18 protein-coding genes are annotated in these 19,771 nt (G+C 36.3%); 7 read left to right on the top strand and 11 right to left on the bottom strand.

Annotated features, from left to right (window positions below):
• The first annotated feature begins 162 nt into the window (after window positions 1–162).
• The 3 genes from C7Y47_RS16885 to C7Y47_RS16875 all read left to right on the top strand — a co-directional run bounded on the left by C7Y47_RS16885 (window position 163) and on the right by C7Y47_RS16875 (window position 2,409).
• The gene (locus C7Y47_RS16885; RefSeq protein WP_142509850.1) at window positions 163–411 is read left to right on the top strand and encodes a DUF2164 domain-containing protein; all 249 of its coding nucleotides are present in this window, start codon (window positions 163–165) and stop codon (window positions 409–411) included.
• Between the two features lie 186 nt (window positions 412–597).
• Window positions 598–1,134: an NADPH-dependent FMN reductase gene (locus C7Y47_RS16880; RefSeq protein WP_142509849.1), complete on the top strand. Its 537-nt coding sequence runs from the start codon at window positions 598–600 to the stop codon at window positions 1,132–1,134.
• A gap of 381 nt (window positions 1,135–1,515) precedes the next feature.
• On the top strand, window positions 1,516–2,409 hold the full coding sequence (locus C7Y47_RS16875) for a PhzF family phenazine biosynthesis isomerase (protein ID WP_142509848.1): 894 nt from the start codon (window positions 1,516–1,518) through the stop codon (window positions 2,407–2,409).
• Window positions 2,410–2,478: 69 nt separating this feature from the next.
• Here C7Y47_RS16875 and C7Y47_RS16870 read toward each other — a convergent pair whose 3' ends face one another.
• On the bottom strand, window positions 2,479–2,658 hold the full coding sequence (locus C7Y47_RS16870) for a hypothetical protein (protein WP_142509847.1): 180 nt from the start codon (window positions 2,656–2,658) through the stop codon (window positions 2,479–2,481).
• Between the two features lie 252 nt (window positions 2,659–2,910).
• Window positions 2,911–3,447, bottom strand: a complete 537-nt coding sequence (locus tag C7Y47_RS16865) for a tubby C-terminal domain-like protein (RefSeq protein ID WP_142509846.1) — start codon at window positions 3,445–3,447, stop codon at window positions 2,911–2,913.
• Between the two features lie 204 nt (window positions 3,448–3,651).
• On the opposite strand from C7Y47_RS16865, the gene C7Y47_RS16860 reads away from it, so the two are divergent.
• Window positions 3,652–3,900, top strand: coding sequence for a LapA family protein (locus C7Y47_RS16860; protein ID WP_142509845.1), 249 nt, complete (start codon window positions 3,652–3,654; stop codon window positions 3,898–3,900).
• Window positions 3,901–4,226: 326 nt separating this feature from the next.
• On the opposite strand, the gene C7Y47_RS16855 is transcribed toward C7Y47_RS16860, so the two are convergent.
• Together C7Y47_RS16855 and C7Y47_RS16850 are read right to left on the bottom strand one after the other, a co-directional pair.
• Window positions 4,227–5,492, bottom strand: a complete 1,266-nt coding sequence (locus tag C7Y47_RS16855) for a dicarboxylate/amino acid:cation symporter (protein ID WP_142509844.1) — start codon at window positions 5,490–5,492, stop codon at window positions 4,227–4,229.
• A 283-nt stretch (window positions 5,493–5,775) separates the two neighbouring features.
• The gene (locus C7Y47_RS16850) at window positions 5,776–6,825 is read right to left on the bottom strand and encodes a TRAP transporter substrate-binding protein (protein WP_142509843.1); all 1,050 of its coding nucleotides are present in this window, start codon (window positions 6,823–6,825) and stop codon (window positions 5,776–5,778) included.
• Between the two features lie 112 nt (window positions 6,826–6,937).
• On the opposite strand from C7Y47_RS16850, the gene C7Y47_RS16845 reads away from it, so the two are divergent.
• The gene (locus C7Y47_RS16845; RefSeq protein WP_436970117.1) at window positions 6,938–8,518 is read left to right on the top strand and encodes an ATP-binding protein; all 1,581 of its coding nucleotides are present in this window, start codon (window positions 6,938–6,940) and stop codon (window positions 8,516–8,518) included.
• 208 nt (window positions 8,519–8,726) lie between these two features.
• Entirely contained in the window at window positions 8,727–9,428 is a 702-nt protein-coding gene (locus C7Y47_RS16840; RefSeq protein ID WP_142509841.1) for a response regulator, read from the top strand.
• Window positions 9,429–9,607: 179 nt separating this feature from the next.
• Here C7Y47_RS16840 and C7Y47_RS16835 read toward each other — a convergent pair whose 3' ends face one another.
• Together C7Y47_RS16835 and vrrA are read right to left on the bottom strand one after the other, a co-directional pair.
• Window positions 9,608–10,576 carry a 4-hydroxy-3-methylbut-2-enyl diphosphate reductase gene (locus tag C7Y47_RS16835; RefSeq protein ID WP_142509840.1) on the bottom strand — a complete coding sequence of 323 codons (969 nt, stop codon included), beginning with the start codon at window positions 10,574–10,576 and terminating at the stop codon, window positions 9,608–9,610.
• 73 nt (window positions 10,577–10,649) lie between these two features.
• Entirely contained in the window at window positions 10,650–11,183 is a 534-nt protein-coding gene (vrrA, locus tag C7Y47_RS16830) for a VrrA/YqfQ family protein (protein ID WP_142509839.1), read from the bottom strand.
• A 374-nt stretch (window positions 11,184–11,557) separates the two neighbouring features.
• Here vrrA and C7Y47_RS16825 point away from each other — a divergent pair, with 374 nt between their 5' ends.
• Complete coding sequence (locus C7Y47_RS16825) at window positions 11,558–13,246, top strand: methyl-accepting chemotaxis protein (protein WP_142509838.1); 1,689 nt, start codon at window positions 11,558–11,560, stop codon at window positions 13,244–13,246.
• Window positions 13,247–13,578: 332 nt separating this feature from the next.
• Here the strand turns inward: C7Y47_RS16825 and C7Y47_RS16820 are convergent, their stop codons facing one another.
• From C7Y47_RS16820 to C7Y47_RS16800, 5 genes are all read right to left on the bottom strand, one after another.
• A complete protein-coding gene (locus tag C7Y47_RS16820) occupies window positions 13,579–13,758 on the bottom strand; it encodes a FeoB-associated Cys-rich membrane protein (protein ID WP_142509837.1) in 180 nt (59 codons plus the stop codon).
• A gap of 10 nt (window positions 13,759–13,768) precedes the next feature.
• A complete protein-coding gene (gene feoB / locus C7Y47_RS16815) occupies window positions 13,769–15,748 on the bottom strand; it encodes a ferrous iron transport protein B (RefSeq protein ID WP_142509836.1) in 1,980 nt (659 codons plus the stop codon).
• Window positions 15,745–15,972: a FeoA family protein gene (locus C7Y47_RS16810; RefSeq protein ID WP_142509835.1), complete on the bottom strand. Its 228-nt coding sequence runs from the start codon at window positions 15,970–15,972 to the stop codon at window positions 15,745–15,747. Before C7Y47_RS16810 ends, feoB begins: the two co-directional genes overlap by 4 nt.
• A gap of 115 nt (window positions 15,973–16,087) precedes the next feature.
• Complete coding sequence (locus C7Y47_RS16805) at window positions 16,088–16,792, bottom strand: response regulator transcription factor (protein ID WP_142509834.1); 705 nt, start codon at window positions 16,790–16,792, stop codon at window positions 16,088–16,090.
• 158 nt (window positions 16,793–16,950) lie between these two features.
• A complete protein-coding gene (locus C7Y47_RS16800; RefSeq protein WP_142509833.1) occupies window positions 16,951–19,668 on the bottom strand; it encodes a sensor histidine kinase in 2,718 nt (905 codons plus the stop codon).
• Between the last annotated feature and the right edge of the window lie 103 nt (window positions 19,669–19,771).

Raw genomic sequence — 19,771 nt, 5'->3', positions numbered from 1 at the left:
GTCCTCCTTATTTACACGTTCACCGAAGTTTTCTTGACTAATTTATTTTTCAACACTATACAAAGGCTATAGTTAATATAATTCATTCTTTTTGTGTATGCATAGATTAATTTCAGAGTGTTATGATAGGTGAGTATATTGGAATGAGAGGAGAGCATTGAATTGTTTATTCGTTTAACAAAAGAACAACAGGAAACAATAATCGCTGATATTCAACGTTTTTTCTATAATAATCGAGATGAGGACATTACAGAATTTGAAGCAGAAAGAATATTAGACTTTATAAAGGAAAATATTGCTCCACATATTTATAATGCGGCTATCTCGGATGCAAAATATGTTGTAGAGAGACAATATGCATCGATTGAGGATGAACTTGCAGCATTAGAAAGACCGATTAAAATAAAATAAATTAATCCGAATTAAATAACTGGAAATTTTTATAAATATATGATATTTTTATCTTGGATTAAAGATAGTTTAATTCGAAGTAAAAAACATGGTTCATTAACTTTGTACAACATGGCTAAGAGAACTGTTTTTAGTATGAAATGAATGATTCGGTCACATTAGAGGGATGAATGAAGGAGGAACAACATGTTGAAAATAGGGGTAATTTTAGGGAGTACGCGTGAAGGTCGTTTAAGTCCACAAGTGGGCGAATGGGTAAAGGAAGTCGCTGGAAAACGCGGTGATGCGGAATATGAAATTATTGATATTGCGGATTATAAACTACCACTTCTAGGCGAACCAGGTGGGGATGCTTCAGGAGCAGCTACATGGTCACAAAAAGTTGCTGCATGTGATGGCTTTGTTTTTATCGTTGGAGAGTATAACCATTCTATTACTGGGGCATTAAAAAATGCATTAGACTACTTACGCGTGGAATGGAATAATAAGGCTGCAGGTATTGTTTCTTACGGTTCTGTTGGTGGAGCAAGAGCTGCTGAACATTTACGTGGAATTCTTGGTGAATTATTAGTCGCAGATGTCCGCGTCCATCCTGCTTTATCTTTATTTACAGATTTCGAAAACGGCACAGTATTTAAACCAAAGGATGTGCAAGCAGATTCAGTAAATCAAATGCTAGATCAACTTATCCCTTGGGCAACGGCTTTAAAAACAATTCGATAGAGGCTTAGGCAGTATGTACAGTAAAAAAGTGCATATTGCTTTTTTTATGCATTTAGGGGCCTATGTCTGAGTAAAGTATGGCTCAAAACTTAGAAAGATGAAATCTAATAGAGTTTTGATGCTACCTTATACTAGAATTTTTTAAAAGGTCTCTTTGTGATGGTATTTTCTAAGAATGGTTTAATAATGTTAGCAAAAATGGAACTTTTATGCAGTGCATTCGTATCTATTAATGTAAGGGAATAGGAGATAACCGCCGAGTAAGGATAGACAAATTTGTTCCGCAGGATAAAATTTTAGGAACAGAAAGGCTTTGTAATACACGCCAGTTAGAGTAGCCAAGCTTTGATGTAAAACTTAAATAAAGGAAGGGAAAAGAAAATGAAAAGGGTTACCGTCCATCATTATGATGCGTTTAGCACGATACCTAATATGGGAAATCCAGCAGGTGTCGTCGTAGAGGCAGATCAATTTAGTGAATTAGAAATGCAGGCTATTGCTAAGCAAGTGGGCTTCAATGAAACAGCCTTTGCGTTAAAATCGGATAAAGCAGATTTACGTATACGTTATTTCACGCCAGGGCATGAGATGAATTTATGTGGACATGCAACAATGGCAACGATATATGCACTAAAAACAAAAGGTTTACTAGGAGATAAGTCAAAACTGACTATTGAAACGAAAGCAGGAATTCTCCCAATTGAGATAAAAGAACAAAAAGGGAAAATTCATATGACTATGCAGCATGCAGCACCTCAATTTAAAGCATTTAACAACGGTTCAAAATCTAAGCTTGCACAATCTATTGGACTAACAGAGGAAGCGATACATCCTGAATTACCGATAGTCTATGGAAGTACAGGAATTTGGACATTGCTAGTACCTATAAAAAATTTATCATACTTTGAAAAAATGACTCCGCAAACTGCAGATTTTCCGGATGTCCTTGAAGAAATGCCAAAAGCATCCGTGCATCCTTTTTGCTTAGAGGCATTTGATAAGTATGCAGATATGCATGCACGACATTTTTCATCACCTTATTCTGGAACAATTGAAGATATAACTACAGGTACAGCCTCTGGTGTTATGGGAGCATATTTTGCAGGGTATATGGATCGACAAGCACAATTGCCGAAGACACTAATTATTGAACAAGGGCAGGAGCTTGGGAAGGATGGGCGTGTGCATGTACATGTAAAAAATGATGAGGGCAAATTGACTATTTCTATTTCAGGAACCGCTGTATATGTGAAGGAGCTAAATGTGCAAATATAAAAAAGAGGGCCGCTAAAAAACATTTTATTACTTAAGAAGCGGCCCCTTTTTGAAATGCCATCCATTCCATTAATGTTTTATTTCTTCAATGACTTTTTCTTTTAAATTTGCATCCATAGAGGAAAGTTTAACGTTATTAGTGAGACGTTCTTGTAACTCTCTTTCTGTCATAATACCGCGTTCCTCTAGAATTTGAACAAGTAAATCTAGCGTCATTAAATTTTTAATGTCTGCTGCTTTTGTATCCATGTTAAATGCCTCCAAATGTATAGTATTTCTACCTCTTTAGTGTACTCCTTTTATAGAAGAACGGCGTAAAATGGTCAAAACAAAGCGAATTTATTTCGTGTCCCGGAAGATATTGATTGATTCTAGCAGTAATAAAAGGCATAAAAGAGCTAGCTTTTATGAGAAATCCGCGACAAGTAAGCAAAAAAACTCCTAATATATAGGAGTTTTTATTGTTCATCATCTATTTAAAACGTATATGTATATAGTCACCTAATTACTCATAGAAAATAATGCTTGATACAGAGTTGCTAGCAAAGCAACAAAGAGAGTATCGTCAGAGTTAAACAGTTTAAAAGCTATACCAGTACGCACAAGCTCAGTTTCTATATTACTAGCGCTTGCTATTTTTTCATCATTACAATATAAATAGGCGGTTGAAGTAAAATCCTTTTCAAAGCGAAAAACGAGTCCATCCATTGTAAAAGAGTAGGAAGATTCAAGTAATTGAACCGTCTTCCGTTGTATCGGTAAAATGGATCCATCTGGTATAATAAGCTGATGGCTAACACCCTTGGTTAATAGTGTAGATTGCACTTGAAAAAGTGGTGCCCCTAAAGTAGTGCGTGATTCATAGTGATGTGGTAATGACTGTTGTGCAGCAACTAGCATAACAGCATTGATTACTTTTCCAACGGATGAACGTTCAACCTTTTGTAGCACACAAACTGTCTCATGTTGTTCATTCACAATAGGGATATTTGAAAAGCTTTCGAAAGCTTTTGGGTAGGTAAGGGTAAATGTAGTCATAAAAAAGCCTCCAATCTACTTACTATACGGAGAAGCTTTACTCTAAGTTTCATCTTCAATAAAAATTTTGATAGTTAAAGAGGTCCAACTAAAGGGTTAAAAGGTCTATCAGTGTATACCCTTGCTGTAAAATAAGTGATTGTCCTAAGCTAATTCTGATTCTATAATAGTGAATGTAGAATAGTTAAATAAATGAGGTGGCTTATGAAAAAGCAATGGAACTTAATATTAGCACTAATTGTGATCTTAATTATCGCAGTTTTTTCAGTTATAAATGTTGACATGGTAACGGTTAATTATTTATTTGGAAAAGCTGAATGGCCATTGATCCTCGTCATTATTGGGTCAGTCCTATTGGGAGCCCTATTAACTGGATTAATTAGTATGATGAAAATTTATCAACTTCAAAGAGCATTAAAAAAGGCAGGTGGTGAAATAGATCAACATTCTTAAATATTGATCTATTTCGCTAAGAGTCCTATTGTAGAACAAACACTGAATTAAACTACTTTATTATTTTTAATTTAATACCTTCCTCAAATCAGGAAGGGTTATACTGGCATAAGCATAAAGCCGATTCGAAAGCGAAGCGACAGCGGCAATTTTGCCGAGGTATATTTGATTCAAATAGGCGATAAAGTTGTTTCGAAAAGTTGGATTGATTTTTTTTGCAAGCAACAAATGGTGTACATTTGATTTTTAAAAATGGAATATGGAGTTTAACACTGAAAAAGGCTGGCCGATAATGTGAATTTCACACTACCGGCCAGCCTTTCATTTTATTGTTGGGTTGTGACTTCTCCTGCAAGAGCACGTTTTTCTTGCTCTGGATCGAATTCTTTTTCCATTTTTGAAACGACAACTGTTGCTACACCATTACCAATTAAGTTTGTAACGGCGCGAGCCTCTGACATAAAGCGGTCGACCCCAATTAAAAGGGCAATCCCTTCTACTGGAATCATTGGGAATGCTGCTAATGTTGCTGCGAGTGTAATAAAGCCAGAGCCTGTTACACCGGCTGCACCTTTAGATGTTAGCATTAAAATAGCTAATAATGTAATTTGATGCCAAACATCTAAATCCACCCCATAAGCTTGTGCGATAAAAATAGCCGCCATAGATAAGTAGATGGACGTACCATCTAAGTTAAAGGAGTACCCCGTTGGAATAACAAGCCCAACGACTTGTTTAGAGCAACCATAGTTTTCTAATTTACGCATCATCGAAGGTAGGGCAGATTCTGATGATGATGTTCCAATAACGATAAAAATTTCATCTTTAATATATTTAATAAACTTAAAGATACTGAATCCAAAGTAACGTGTAATAAGACCAATGATGACTACGATAAAGATAAACATTGTAATATAAACGGAAAGCATTAAAAATCCTAAGTTTCCTAGTGATTTAAGACCGAAGTTTCCGATTGTGTAGCTCATAGCGCCAAATGCACCAATCGGGGAAACTTTCATGACCATATTAACAATTTTAAAGAATATATCTGCTACTTGTTCGAAAAATTTAATAACTGGTTTAGCGGGTTCACCAATAGCTGCAGCAGCTATGCCGAATAAAACAGCTGAGAATAAAACAGGTAATAACTCGCCATTTGCAAGTGCTCCGACAACATTATCAGGTATAATTTGCATGATAAATGCACCAATACCATGCTCTGTAGCGGCTGCGGCCTCTGTATATTGGGAAACATCTGCACCGTTCGCAGCAGCTGTATTAAAGCCTTTACCAGGTTTTACAATATTGACAACGATTAAACCGATCGCTAATGCGAAAGTAGAGACAATTTCAAAATAAATTAATGCCTTCCCGCCAATTTTACCAACCTTTTTTACATCGCCCATACTACCAATTCCAATAACAACTGTTAAGAAAATAATAGGAGCTATTAACATCTTAATTAATTTAATAAAAATATCTGCTAATATTTTCAACTTCGCTCCGAATTCAGGGAACGTAGCACCTACAATAATACCTAGCACAATAGCAATCAGGACTTGTACTGTTAAGTTTTTAAAATTTATACGCATAAAGTTCTCCCCTAACACTGTTTATGAATATTATGTGAACGCTTTCATGAAGTTATCTTAGCTGAAATTTTCCGACAATAGTTTTTATGACCGTAAAGTTTCTATTGTTCATTTTGTTCAATTTTAGTTGGGAGATCAATAAAACTAGTGATATCAGGGGTTTCAAGCTGTTTTATAGTAGTTTTGTAATTTTAGAACCTATTATAATACACAAGAAAAAAATCCCCACGCTAGTGAGGATTTTATCATTAATGAACAAAAGTATGAATCGCACATTAATACTTTAAGGAGAAACAATTTTTTCAATTTCTGATAAAACATCATTTTCTTGTACATTGTTTCTATAAAAATCATAAACAGGCGCTAGTTTGTCCTTAAAGCGTTGGCGTTCCTTATTACTCATCGTATAGATTTCAAAGTTTTCCTGCTGCTTAAGTTTTTGCAAATCTTCTTCGTTCATTTCTACTGCTTGTTCAAATTGCCAGTCTGTTGTTTCTTTCATAGCCTCCATTACCTGTTGTTGGATATCTGAAGGTAAGGATCTCCAAAATTTGTCATTCATTAAAACAGCGTATCCTAAAATGCCGTGCTTAGTTAATGTCATATGCTTCTGCACTTTATAGAAACCTTTAGAATAAATATTTGACGCTGTATTTTCCTGAGCATTAATCGTATTCGATTCTAAATCAGTAAAAACCTCGCTGAAAGAAGTCGGGATTGGTGTAGCCCCAACTACCTCGAATTGCTTTTCAAGGGTTTTACTTGGCATTGTACGGACACGTAAGCCTTTTAAATCCTCAAATGCATGAATAGGGTGATCGACAGAGGTTAAATGTTTAAAGCCATTATGCCAAAAGCCCAGTCCTTTTATATGAAAAGGCTTAAGCTCATTTAACAATTGTTCACCGATCGAACCTGTAAGTACCTCATGCACTTCATCATCCGTATTAAAAAGGTAAGGTAAATCAAGAACCTGCCAATTTGGTATATAGGATGTCATCTTTGAGAAAGTAGGGATAATCATTTCTACTTGTCCATTTTGCAAAGCCTGAAACTCGTTTTCATCATTAAACAAGGAGGAGTTTGGGTAGACGTGTACCTTCACCTTGCCATTTGTTTTTTTCTCAACAAGCTCGGCGAATTTACTTGCCGCCTGTCCTTTTGGTGTATTCTCAGCAACAACATGACTTAAATGAATCGTAATTTGCGTATTCAAACCTTTTTGCTCATCGTCATAGGGCAGAGGCTTGGCGAATAGTAAGCCTTGTTGAACACCAAACGCTATCGTTAACAATAAAACGGTTGCTATTGTTCCAATAATAAATTTTTTCATCTATTACACCTAATTTATTCGTATTTTCTGATGTTTTTGTTATTCTAACATATGGAGTAAGTTAAAATATAGTAAGAGGGAGGCGAACATCTTGAAATTTCAAAAAATATCGATGAAGAGAAAAATTATGTCTCTGACTTTTTTTATTCTCATGCTCTCCTTTAGTATAGGTGGAACATTTTTGCTAGGGTTTGTCATGACTGTGCAAAAGGATAAGCTTGGAGATCAGGCTTTACTTGTGGCAAAAACAGTATCACAGCTTCCCGAACTGAAAACTTACATAGCAAATAAAAATTTTAACGAGGCTACGAAATATATAAATCCTGTAGTGGAGGAAATACGTGATATAAATGGCGCACAATATATTGTTGTACTAGATATGCAAAGGCGTAAGTACTCACATCCAAATACAGAGGAGATTGGGCAACTCTCGGAGTCAGGAGATCTGAACGCTGCGTTTTCTGAGCATTATTATACATCCATTGCCCATGGTGAACATGGAGATATGGTACGAGCATTCGTCCCAATCATGAGTAAAGAAGGTAAACAAATAGGCGTAGTAGTAGTGGGCTATAGTGTTTTAACTGTGGCAGAGTTGCTACAATCTATTCAAACAGAATTAATGATTACTATTTTATTATCTCTTTTCTTTAGTGCATGGGGGGCTCATACATTAGGGCTTCATATGAAAAAGCAAATGTTTGGGTTAGAGCCCCACGAAATTGCTAAAATGTATGTAGAAAGAACCGAAACATTTAACGCGATGCATGAAGGGATAATTGCCATTGATAATGATTTGACAATTACAATATTTAATGAAAAAGCATGTGACATATTGGGGGTTCACAAAAAACCTTCAACATTAATAGGGAAGAAAATTTTTGACGTGTTACCTGATACACGATTACCAGAAATATTGGAGCTAGATCAACCCATTTTTAATCGTGAGCTCTATATTAATGAAAACAATATTATGAGTAATCGTATACCAATACAAGTTAATGGAAAAACGGTTGGGGCTGTAGCCATGTTTAAGGATCGTACAGAAGTGAAAAAGCTTGCAGAGGAACTAACGGGTGTTAAGGCATTTGTACAAGCATTACGCGTGCAAACACATGAGCATAAAAATAAATTGCACACAATTGCTGGTCTTTTACAACTTGGACATCATGAACAAGCACTTTCTTACTTAACACAAGTAAAAGAAGAACATGATGAAATTACAAACTTTCTAAATGAACGGATTAAAAATGAAAATATTTCCGGGCTATTGCTTAGTAAAATTTCCTATGCAAAAGAACAGGGAATTCTACTGGAGATTGACAGGGAAAGCCGTTTGACAACATTTCCTAATAATTTAGATCATCATGATTTCGTTATTTTATTTGGTAACTTAATTGAAAATGCTTTTGATGCATTAAGGGATGTCCAAATTGAAGAAAAAATGATTCATGTTTCTGTTGATGAAGATGAGGATGTGCTGGCAATATTAGTAACGGATAATGGTATAGGCATGACGAATGAAGTCAAGGCACATATTTTTGATAATGGCTATTCGACAAAAGAGAAAAAAGGTCGAGGCATTGGACTTTTTCTAATACAAGAAATTGTACAAAAAGGAAAGGGAGAAATCGAAGTCATAAGTGAACCGAATAAAGGAACAAGCTTTTTAATAACTTTTTACCATACTTAATAGGCTCATTAACAAATGCTGGACGACTCATGATGTCCCTAAGAAAGCACTTGGTTGTAATGAAGATCAATCCTTTGAGTAATGTAATATGAATCGTTGAAATAGAAGCGAGAATTTCTATGGGAACAGTGTGGCGCTCTCATAGATAGCTTCCTTAAGTAAAAATTTGCACAAATAGAGATAGAACAAAGTGTATGGAGGACTAACAGTGACACAAACAAAGGTTTTATTAATAGAGGACGATCCAATGGTGCGAGAGGTTAATCGCCAATTTATTGAAAAGGTAGTTGGATTTGAAGTAATTGGACAAGCCTCAAATGGAGTTGAAGGAATTGCGCAAATTCAAAAACTTAAACCAGAATTAGTATTTATGGATATTTTCATGCCAGAGCAAGATGGCGTGACAAGTTTACGAAAAATTCGTGAACTCAAGTTACCGGTAGATGTAATTACAGTAACAGCTGCTAATGATATGGAAACTGTAAAACAGGTCCTACATCTTGGCGTCTTTGATTATATTATGAAACCTTTTTCATTTGAACGAGTGCAAGGAACGCTTGAAAATTATTTGCGCTTTAAAAAGCAAATGCAATCGGAGCGTGAAATAACACAAGGAGAGCTGGATCAGTTATTCCATTATCACGGAGGACATAATGAAGCTCAGCAATCAAACGTTTTACGGTCAGAAAAAAGTTTACCTAAAGGTTTTAATCGCGCAACGCTAGAGAAAGTGGTGCACTATTTGCACTCTGTAGAAGGAGCATCAGCAGAAGAAGTAGCCAGTGGTGTAGGTATTGCGCGTGTAACAGCAAGAAGATACTTAGATTATTTAGAGAAGCAAGAGGAAATTACGATGGATGTGCATTATGGTGGTATTGGTCGTCCAGTCAATTATTATTTTAGTAAATAATGAGAAATCCTGATTGTCAACATAGACAATCAGGATTTTTTTCTACTATAGATCGTCTAGACTAAAGCGCTACTTCCTCGAGGTCGCTTCGATTCCTCGTGCAAACTGGTGGCGTTTACTTTTGCTTCGTGCTCTTCAGCGCTTGTCGGATGTAAACGAGCGCTTTAGCGCATTTGTTCTTAGTAAGGCATAATTTTATCAACAGGCTTTGGCGATTTAATTTTAGGTAAAATTTTATTTAATGTAACTGTACGCTCAATGATATGTGTTGATTCATCATTTTCATCGAAATGCTCAAGGAATGAAATAACCTCTTTTACAATGGGTGTTGGCGTAGAAGCACCTGCTGTAACAGCGACAGAATTAATTCCTTTTAACCATTCAACTTTTAGCTCAGAAACGTCTGCAATTCGATAAGATGGCGTCCCTGCTATTTCAACAGAAACTTGCGTTAAACGATTCGAGTTATTGGATTTTGGGTCACCAACAACAATAAGTAAATCTGCCTCCCCAGCTTGCTGAGCAACTGCTTCTTGGCGAACCTGGGTTGCCAAACAAATCTCCTTATGCACTTCAATATGTGGGAATTTCTCTTTTAAACTATCCATTAAATGAGCGACATCCCATTGACTCATCGTCGTTTGATTTGTTACTAGTAATTTATCATTCGTTAAATTTAATGTATCAATATCAGTGGATGATTGCACTAAATGTACATGATCTGGTGCAACCCCAATTGCTCCCTCTGGCTCGGGATGGCCTTTTTTACCGATATATATAATATCATAGCCATTTGCTGATTTTTCACGAATTAAATCGTGTGTAACCGTTACGTCAGGGCATGTGGCATCAATGGATACTAAGCCTTTTCGCTTCGCAATTTCACGAATTTCAGGTGAAACACCATGTGCTGTGAAAATAACAGTGCCAGTTTCAACTTGTTTAATAATTTCTAAACGATTCTCGCCATCTAATGTGATGATGCCATCTGCTTCAAAGGCATCCGTGACATGTTTATTATGGACAATCATACCTAAAATGTAGATAGGTCTTGGTAATGTTTTATCGAGTGCGGCGTTTCGAGCGATGACCATCGCATCAACAACACCGTAGCAATAGCCACGTGGATTAATTTTTAATACTTGCATGGTTGTGACTCCTTTCAAGCTTACCTATCTACATTATAACGGACAGGGACGGCGAATACAAAGAAACCTTCATCTACATAGGCGGCTGGAATATACGGGGCTTAGATGGAAGTGGTTCAGCGGGAGTAAATGATCCATTTTGTCGAGACGCTTTTCGACTTTTAGTAGAACCTGCTCCGCTAGCCGCTGCTTCAGCTGCTACTGCTCCAGCCCCTGCGGCAGCTCCTGCAGCAGGAAGACCTTGAAATCCTTTATACAATTTTAAAAGTGACGGAATATTTTTTACCATTGGCATTGCTTGCTGAATGTAAGGTGTATATGTTTTCGCTGAGTTAAATAAGCTATTCGCCTGCTGCAAAAATGAACCGATTTTTGAAGGTTCCTGCATCGGCATTTGTCCTCCAAATGAACCTATTCCACTGGACATAGGGAAGCCACCGGGAATTCGTGGCTGATTTGGGAAGCCTCCAGGCGGGAAAAAGGACTGCGGTGGCATTTGTGGAGGTGTTGGCATTTGCATTGGCATTTGCATCGGCATTTGCATTGGCATTTGCATGGGCATTCTCATGCCACCAGGATACATCGGAAACTGTGGTCTAAATACCATAACGATCTCCTTTCGATAGTGATTTAACATTGATGACATACTTGATTATAAATATGATATGCAGATGGGTAAGCTAGCGTTCGACACGCACAAATAAATAACTAGATCCATTGTAAATGTATTCACTGTATCCTGTAATGTTTACTTATTATTTCATCTGTAGTCAATTAGTGGTGAAAAATTCTTGAAAACTACACATTTTTTCATTTTTCCGGTCGATAAGAAAGGTATAATGTTTTGTTGGTAAATCATTACGTTACAAAAATGATGATTTTGAAAGTTAGTTTGGTAAATGTGTTACATTAATGTAAATAAATTATTAAAATATTTTCTATCAGACTAAACTATTAGAGGTTAAAAATAGGAGGTATTTTGTGTCAATTAAAGTAAGGAGTATAGTGTCGTTTGGCCTTATCGTAGTATTAGTTTTAATTATGGGGGTATTTCAGCAACAAAATGCTAAATCTCAACTGGAACAAGTACATTTGATGAAAGAAAAAACACTTCAAACGACGTTATTAGCAGATGAGATGAAGTTAGCAGTTGTACAGGTTCAGCAGTATTTGACTGATATTAGTGCCACAAGAGCACTCGATAATTTAGATGATGGATTTGAGCAAGCAGAAGAATATAGCAAAATCTTTTATAAAGATTTGGAACAAGTGAAAAAAATGCATCAGGAAGACCGGGAAAGATTAGATGCGATTAAAATAGCGTTTGATGAATATTATAGTACTGGTCAGAAAATGGCTCATAGTTATATTCAAGACGGGCCTGAGCAAGGGAATAAAATGATGCTTGAATTTGATACTACTTCAGTTGAGATTAATGACAAAGTAGATTTGTTTCAACAAGAAAACATTACAGACATGCAAAATTCTTTAGCACATGTTGAAAAGCTTATTAATAATAATAAACAGTGGTTCTTATGGATGTTCTGCATTATTTTATTGATTTGTGTAGTAGTTGGGTTTAGATTTGTACGTTCCATCGTTGACCCTGTAAATAAGCTAACTTCTGCAGCAAGGGTAATTGCTAAAGGTGATTTATGTCAAAAGGATATCGAAGTTAGAACGAAGGATGAAATTAAAGATTTGGCTGATTCTTTTAATTTGATGAAGTCTAATTTACATTCACTAATACATAGCATGACGGCAAATGTTGAGCATTCATCATCAGCGGCTGAAGAACTAGCAGCAAGTACAGAAGAAATTTCAAATTCCTCACATGATATTGCAAACCTTGTAGAGAGAATGGCGATTAGTGATAACCAAGCAGCTGTTACAGGTCGTGAAAGTTCGATAGCAATGGATGAAACTGCTCAAGGTGTTCACCGTATTGCTGAGGCTACTCAAATGCTTCATTCTAAAGCAGTAGACACACAAGCTATTGCAAATGATGGTGAAAAAACGTTGCATATTGCAGAAAATCAAATGTCAATTATCCAACAATCTTCAAATACAACAAATGAACGTATTAAGAAGCTAAGTACGCAATCAGCTGAAATTGTTAATATTGCGAAAGTAATTACTGACATTACTGAGCAAACAAATCTTTTAGCATTAAATGCTGCGATTGAGGCGGCTCGTGCAGGAGAGCATGGTAATGGCTTCGCAGTCGTGGCAGATGAAGTGCGTAAATTAGCAGAGGAATCCAAAGCTTCTGCCAATCAAATAGTAGATGTAATAACACTTATTCAGCAAGAAACGAAAGAAGTAGAAAATGCCGTAAATGTAACAGTATTGAATGTAGATGAAGGTGTCACATTTATTCAGAATGCCCAAAATGCCTTCGATGGGATTTTAAAAGCGATTAGTGATATGACATCTCAAATCGAGGATGTATCTGCTTCTACGCAACAAATTTCTGCGAGTACTGAAGAAGTGGCAGCATCGGTCAATGAAATGTCCTCTTCTTCCAAGCATGCTGCACAACAGTCTGAAACAATAGCATCGACAATTGAAGAGCAAGCTGCGACTATTCAAGAAATTAACGCTGTTGCTAAGGCATTAAGTGAAGAAGCGGTGTCCGTGAAGGAAGAAATCAATAAATTTAAAATATAACGCTCATTACCAAAATGTGGGGTTTATTTCCGCGAATGCGGAGCGGCAGCAGCAATAACACGATGTTGGTGGCGAAGGCGTTATCACAGGATGTGATAACACCTTCGTTCCTCTATTGCTGATCCTCAAGGAGTCGCGCCCAGCCCTCACTCAGCTTATATATAGGTTATACACTATAACAAATGTCATCACCCTAACTCTTGGTGATGAAACATTTAAAGTACGTTTCTAATACTTAAGCTTTAGAAGAAAGCACTTTAAGTCTAAAAGCTCACAAAAAAGCGAGGTAGTTCCCAATGAAATTTTCCATTTGAAATTACCTCGCTATATATTTATTTAGTGGTGAAATCTTTCAGTTTGGTAGGAGGGACACAAACGTTAGAGGAACAACTCTTCTGTAATGAGCATGATGCGCATTTGCCCTTTTTCTGCTTCTTAATGCTTTTATATAAAGTAATACCAGCATAGCCAAATATAATACTACCGATTAAGATATTAATTAATAAAGTCATCCTCTACACCTCACATCAATAAATTCCCAATACCATAAATCATAAGTGCAATGAGATAAGCTACAACAAATGGATATATGGTTGCAAATAAAGTCCATTTCACAGACTGTGTTTCCCTTTTTATTGCGCCTACTGTTGCTAAACAAGGCATATAAAGTAAAACAAAGGCCAAGAATGTATAAGCACTTAAAGCAGTAAAATGAGTTGTCATTGTAGCGGATAATACACCTTCACTTACGCCATAAATAATCGCCATTGTCGAAACAATTACTTCTTTTGCCAGGAATCCAGCAATAAGGGATGCACCGGCTTGCCATGTTCCAAAGCCAAGAGGGATAAACAACACACCAAAAGCGCCCCCGATAATTGCTAAAAAGCTGTCATCCATATTGACATTAGCACCATGTGGTCCAAGATAAGAAAGAAGCCAAATAATAACGGAACCAGCAAAGATAATAGTACCAGCTTTGCGGAAAAATCCTTTCCCTTTTTCCCAAGTGGAACGCCAAAGTGTTTTAAGTTGTGGTACATGGTAGGCAGGTAACTCAACGAAAAATACGGAAGTTTCATTTTTTAAAATCGTCATTGATAATATTTTTGTTACAATAAGCGCTACCACAATACCCATAACATATAGCGAGAATACTACTAATGATTGATGTGCAGAAAAGAATGCTGCACCGAACAAAGCATATACAGGTAGCCTTGCTGAGCAGCTCATAAACGGCGCAACAAGAATTGTTAATAGTCGTTCTCTCGGCTGTTCAATTGTTCTCGCAGCCATTACACCTGGAACATTGCATCCAAAGCTTACAATCATCGGAATAAAGGCTTTACCGTTTAAACCGAAAAACTCCATAAGACGATCCATTACAACAGCAATTCTCGCCATATACCCTGAATCTTCTAATAGTGAAATAAAGAAAAATAGTACAAAGATTTGCGGAATGAAAACTAAAACACCGCCAACCCCTGCAATGATTCCATCACATATTAAATGAACAATAAAAGGAGCTGCACCAATAGCTTCTAAGCCCTGAGTAACAGCATCTGAAAGAGGGCCACTTACAAAGCCATCCAGGAAATCCGAAAGAGGGGTACCAATCCATGCAAACGTTGCTTGAAACATTAAAAACATAAGCGCTAGGAAAATCGGAACACCTAAAATTGGATGTGTTAGAATTTTATCAACTTTCTCTGACCATTGAGTTTCACTTTTCTCTTGTATAATTACTTCGCTATTGATGTTAGAAATATATAAATCACGTTTTTTAGCAATAGCTTTATTTAATGGTTCTCCTATTTGCTTCTCTAAAGCATCTCGCACAGTAGCTAGCTTTTCAAAGTATTCCTTGTCTTGCAAATAAGCGTCAACAGCGTCATTTCCCATTAAAAATTGAATCGTACACCATCTTCTTTGTTCTTCAGGAACATGCTGTAACAATGCTTCAATTTTTGAGATGCCTTTTTCAATTACGTCATCATAGGCTAATGTAAAACGTTGTTGAGTACGATCTGAGGCTTGAATAGCAGCATAAATACCTTCGACACCTTTACCCGTACGAGCACTTATTGGAACAACAGGTACTCCTAAATAACTTTGTAATTTTTCGACATCAATTGAGACGCCTTTCTTTTTTGCTACGTCTATCATATTTAAACAGATGAAAACAGGCTTGCTAAGTTCAAGTATATCTACTGTTAATTGCATATTTCGTTCGAAATTTGAGGCATCGATAATATTTAAAATTCCATCTACCTGATCTTCCAGTAAAAAGGAAGTAACAACACTTTCATCTTTTGAAAGAGGGTTAAGCGTATAGACACCAGGTAAATCAATTATTTCTTTTTGTAATTTTTTTACTTGTCCTACTTTTTTTTCAACGGTTACGCCACTCCAATTGCCAACATATTCATATGAATTTGTCAACGTATTGAACAATGATGTTTTACCGATATTAGGGTTTCCTATTAAAGCTAATCTACTCATACTTGTTCAACCTTTATATCCATTAAATCTTTTTTTCTAAGCCCGATTTTCTGTCCTTGACATTCCAATATACAAGCTCCAGAAAACCATCCTTTTTGGATCATACAAACCTGACAGCCTTCTTTAATACCAAAAGCGTTTAAACGTTTACATAAAAGAGTGTCAATTTGCTGTAGATCTTTCACTTTAACTTTTTCACCCAATTGAACAGCGTGAAGGTTCATAAGATCTACCTACTTTCTTGTCGATGATAATCATTATCAAATAAATATTATCATTTTTTATCCAGTCAATCAATAATAAGTTTGCCGTCTAAAGTAATATTGGAATAGCTAAACCTTATGCTTCATCGTGACAACGAAGCATTCTGTACCCAACGCGGACATGTGTCTGGATGAACTTTGGGTTAGCTGGATTATCCTCTATTTTCTTTCGAAGAGTAGCCATAAAAACTCTTAAACTTGGAACATCCGATTGAAGTGCGTTATGCCAAACTTCCTTTAAAATAAAATTATGTGTTAAAACTTTGCCGACATGCTTTGATAAAATAACCAAGAGCTTATATTCAATAGGCGTCAAATGTACTTCTTTGTCATGTACAAACACTGTATTTGCCGCGTAGTTTATTTGTAAATGGCCATTTACAAAGATAGAGGGTTCATTTTCTAGCTGATGCTCAAATGACATTCTTCTCAAAGCTACTCGAATTCGGGCTAATAGCTCTTCAACACTGAAAGGCTTTGTAACATAATCGTCTGCACCGGCATCTAAAGCATTGATTTTATCGTGCTCCTCGCCGCGTGCACTAACTACGATAATAGGAGTTTGAGTCCAGCTTCTTATTTTCGTTATAAGCTCTACACCGTCTATGTCTGGTAGTCCTAAATCCAAAATAATAACGTCTGGACTCATGGCAAGAGCCTTTTGTAAAGCACTATTACCATCTCTAGCAATATCAAATTCATATTGCTGAGTAGTTAATGTCATTTTAATTAAATTGCCAATGGCTATATCATCTTCTACTACTAGAATTCGTTTATTCATCGAAATTCATTACTCCTTTTTAGCTCATCACCATAAACGTGTCGTTGATTTCAATGCCGGCTTGTGCTTTCCTGGGGGCACTCGCTTTAGGATATCCTCTGTGGCACTGATTCCCAAGATGTCATCCATCTTCTACTCCAATCAACTTATACAAACGTTTAATAAATGTTATCTCTAACTTTTGGTAAAGGGCTTTTTTTCAGTGAAAAATTAAAAATTGTTCCTTTTGGTTTATTATCCGAAACTGTTATTTCACTTCCATGTAATTTTAATATAGTTTGACATAGCGCTAAGCCTAAACCCAAGCCTCTTCGACTATCGCTCCGCTGTACTTTTCCGGTAGTAAATGGCTCAAAAAGGTTATTTTTTATAGAATCGTCAATGCCAGGGCCATTATCTGCAATGCTAAAGTGGACGAAACGTTCACATTCTTTGACCTTTATAGTAATAACACTGCCTGAAGGTGTATAGGTTAATGCATTATCAATAATATTAATTAGAACTTGAATAATCAGTCGTGCATCCATTACAGCAAATAAAAATTCTGGTTCAATTTGATAGGATATTTCATGTGTATTGTTTAGACGAACGACATGCGTTAGTGCTTCTTGAATAATATCTTCTACAAGTTCCAATTGCATCTCCATTGCAAATTGGCCATCTTCTAACTTAGACACAGCAAGTAAGTTTTCAACCATTTGTACAAGCCATTTCGAATTTTTATAAATATCCTCATATATTTTGCTTTTTTCATCCTCTCGAATTTGAGATGCACTAGATAGTAATATATCTGCATTACCGGAAATAGCAGTTAACGGTGTTCTTAAATCATGAGAAACTGCGCGCAAAAGGTTTGCTCGCATTTGCTCCATTTCAGCTTCTCTAGCTACTTCTGCATTGAGTTTTTGTAAATACCATTTATCAAGTGCGAATGAAAAATCATTCATAATGGCATGCAAAATATTACGCTCAAATGCAGGTAATGGTGATTGCTTTGACAGTGCAATACCGATAACGCCTTTAACACTCCCGTTTGAAATAACCGGTAAATAGTAGGCATTCACTTCAGGAAATATGTCAGTGGATACGCCTGCTACATGCTTATTATTGATAACCCAGCTTACGACACCATGCTCATTCGGATTCTCAAAGAGGGAAGCTATCTTCTTATTTTCAATACTAGATATGCTCTCGGTACGGAAAAAAATAGAGTTCACAATTAAGTTATTTTCTATCTCAAAAAATTGTACTGGTTTTTCTACTAATTTAACAATTTGTGACATGCCTTCAATAATAATTTCTTCTATTGACTTAGCATGTTGAAGTCTACGATTTGTATCAAGGAGCACCTCCATTCGATAAGATTTACGAACAGCGACAATGGTTTGCTCCTTTATTTTTTTCGTTAAGCTACTTGTAATCACTCCTGAAAGGAACATGATCACAAAGGTCATCGGATAGTCACGATGATAGGCGTTAAATGAAAATCGTGGTTCTGTAAAAAAATAATTAAAAAGTAGTACTGCTATGATGGAGCTAATAATGCTCATCATCCATCCTGATGACCAAATGGCAAGAATTAAAACACCTAAAATGTAGATAGTGATAATGTTCGAGTCGCTAACACCAATTGTGTAAAAATATAGCCCAACAACTGATACTATGCCAAATACTACAGCCATTTTTAATAAGTCATGCCATTCAAATGACAGCTTATTTTTTACAGTAGGGAAGTAGAATTGTTCGTTTTCCTGATCAGGGACTATATGTATGGCTAAATTCGGCACAAATTCGTTGAGTCGATCGCTAATTTTGGTGTTTGGTCGCCACCATTTTTTTCTCATGCTAGTTCTACCGATGACTAATTTAGTGACACCACTAATTTGTGCATAGTTAGCAAGGGCGACAGCTACATCATCTTCCTGAACAATTACGACATGGCCGCCAAGCTGTTCAACAAGCTTTATATGCTGCTGAAGTCGTTCAGAATTTGCGTTACTCCTGTCATGCTCCTGTACGTTTTGAACGTAAAGAGCTGTAAATTTCCCATGTAATGCCTGTGCTAATCGCGCAGTAGTTCGAATAACCTTGGCATTCGTAGGAGAGCTACTAATACCCACAAGTAAATGCTCTTCGATTTGTACAGGATGCTTTATAGATTCGTCGCTGTTTACTTGCTTATAGTTAATCGTATCTGCAGCTCTCCGTAATGCAATTTCTCGAAGTGATACTAAATTTTGTTTGCGAAAAAAAGATTGCAACGCTTTTTCAGCTTGTTGTTTTACATAAATTTTGCCTTCTTGTAGGCGTTGAATTAACTCATCTGGTTCAATATCGACAATTTTTATTTGTGCAGCTTGATCTATTAAATAATCGGGAATACGCTCTCGAACCTTTATTCCGGTTATTTCTTCTACTAAATCATGTAGGCTTTCAATATGTTGAATATTTACGGTTGTATAGACATGAATGCCCTTTGCAAGTAATTCCTCTACATCTCCAAAACGTTTTTTGTGACGCATCGTTAGAACATTGCTATGTGCCAATTCATCAATAATGACAATTTCTGGTTTGCGCTTTAGTACTTCATCAATATCTAATTCCTGAAAAGGTTTCCCTTTATAAATTATTTTTTTCGTAGGAATTTGCTCCAGTCCTTCGAGTAAAGCTAACGTATCTGGACGAGGATGTGGTTCTACATAGCCAACTACCACATCTTTACCAAGTTTTTTTGCTTGCTGTGCTGCATCTAGCATTGCATAAGTTTTACCTACTCCGGCAGCATAACCAAGAAAGATTTTTAACTTCCCTACAAATTGTTCTTCCTGTTGAAGCCTCGCTAAAAACGTCTCTGGAGTTGGACGTGTATTTTCCATCCTCTTTCACCTCATTTGTATTATAGCGTTATCTTCCATTAAGAAAGTATTAAGATTTTCCCTCTTTATAGTTTCTTAATAGAAAAAGCGATTTCCTAACACT

Origin of the sequence: Lysinibacillus sphaericus, assembly GCF_006864135.1 — a bacterium.
Classification (GTDB): Bacteria; Bacillota; Bacilli; order Bacillales_A; family Planococcaceae; genus Lysinibacillus.
The sequence above is the reverse complement of the archived record's forward strand: the minus strand, read 5'-3'. Positions and strand labels throughout refer to the sequence as shown.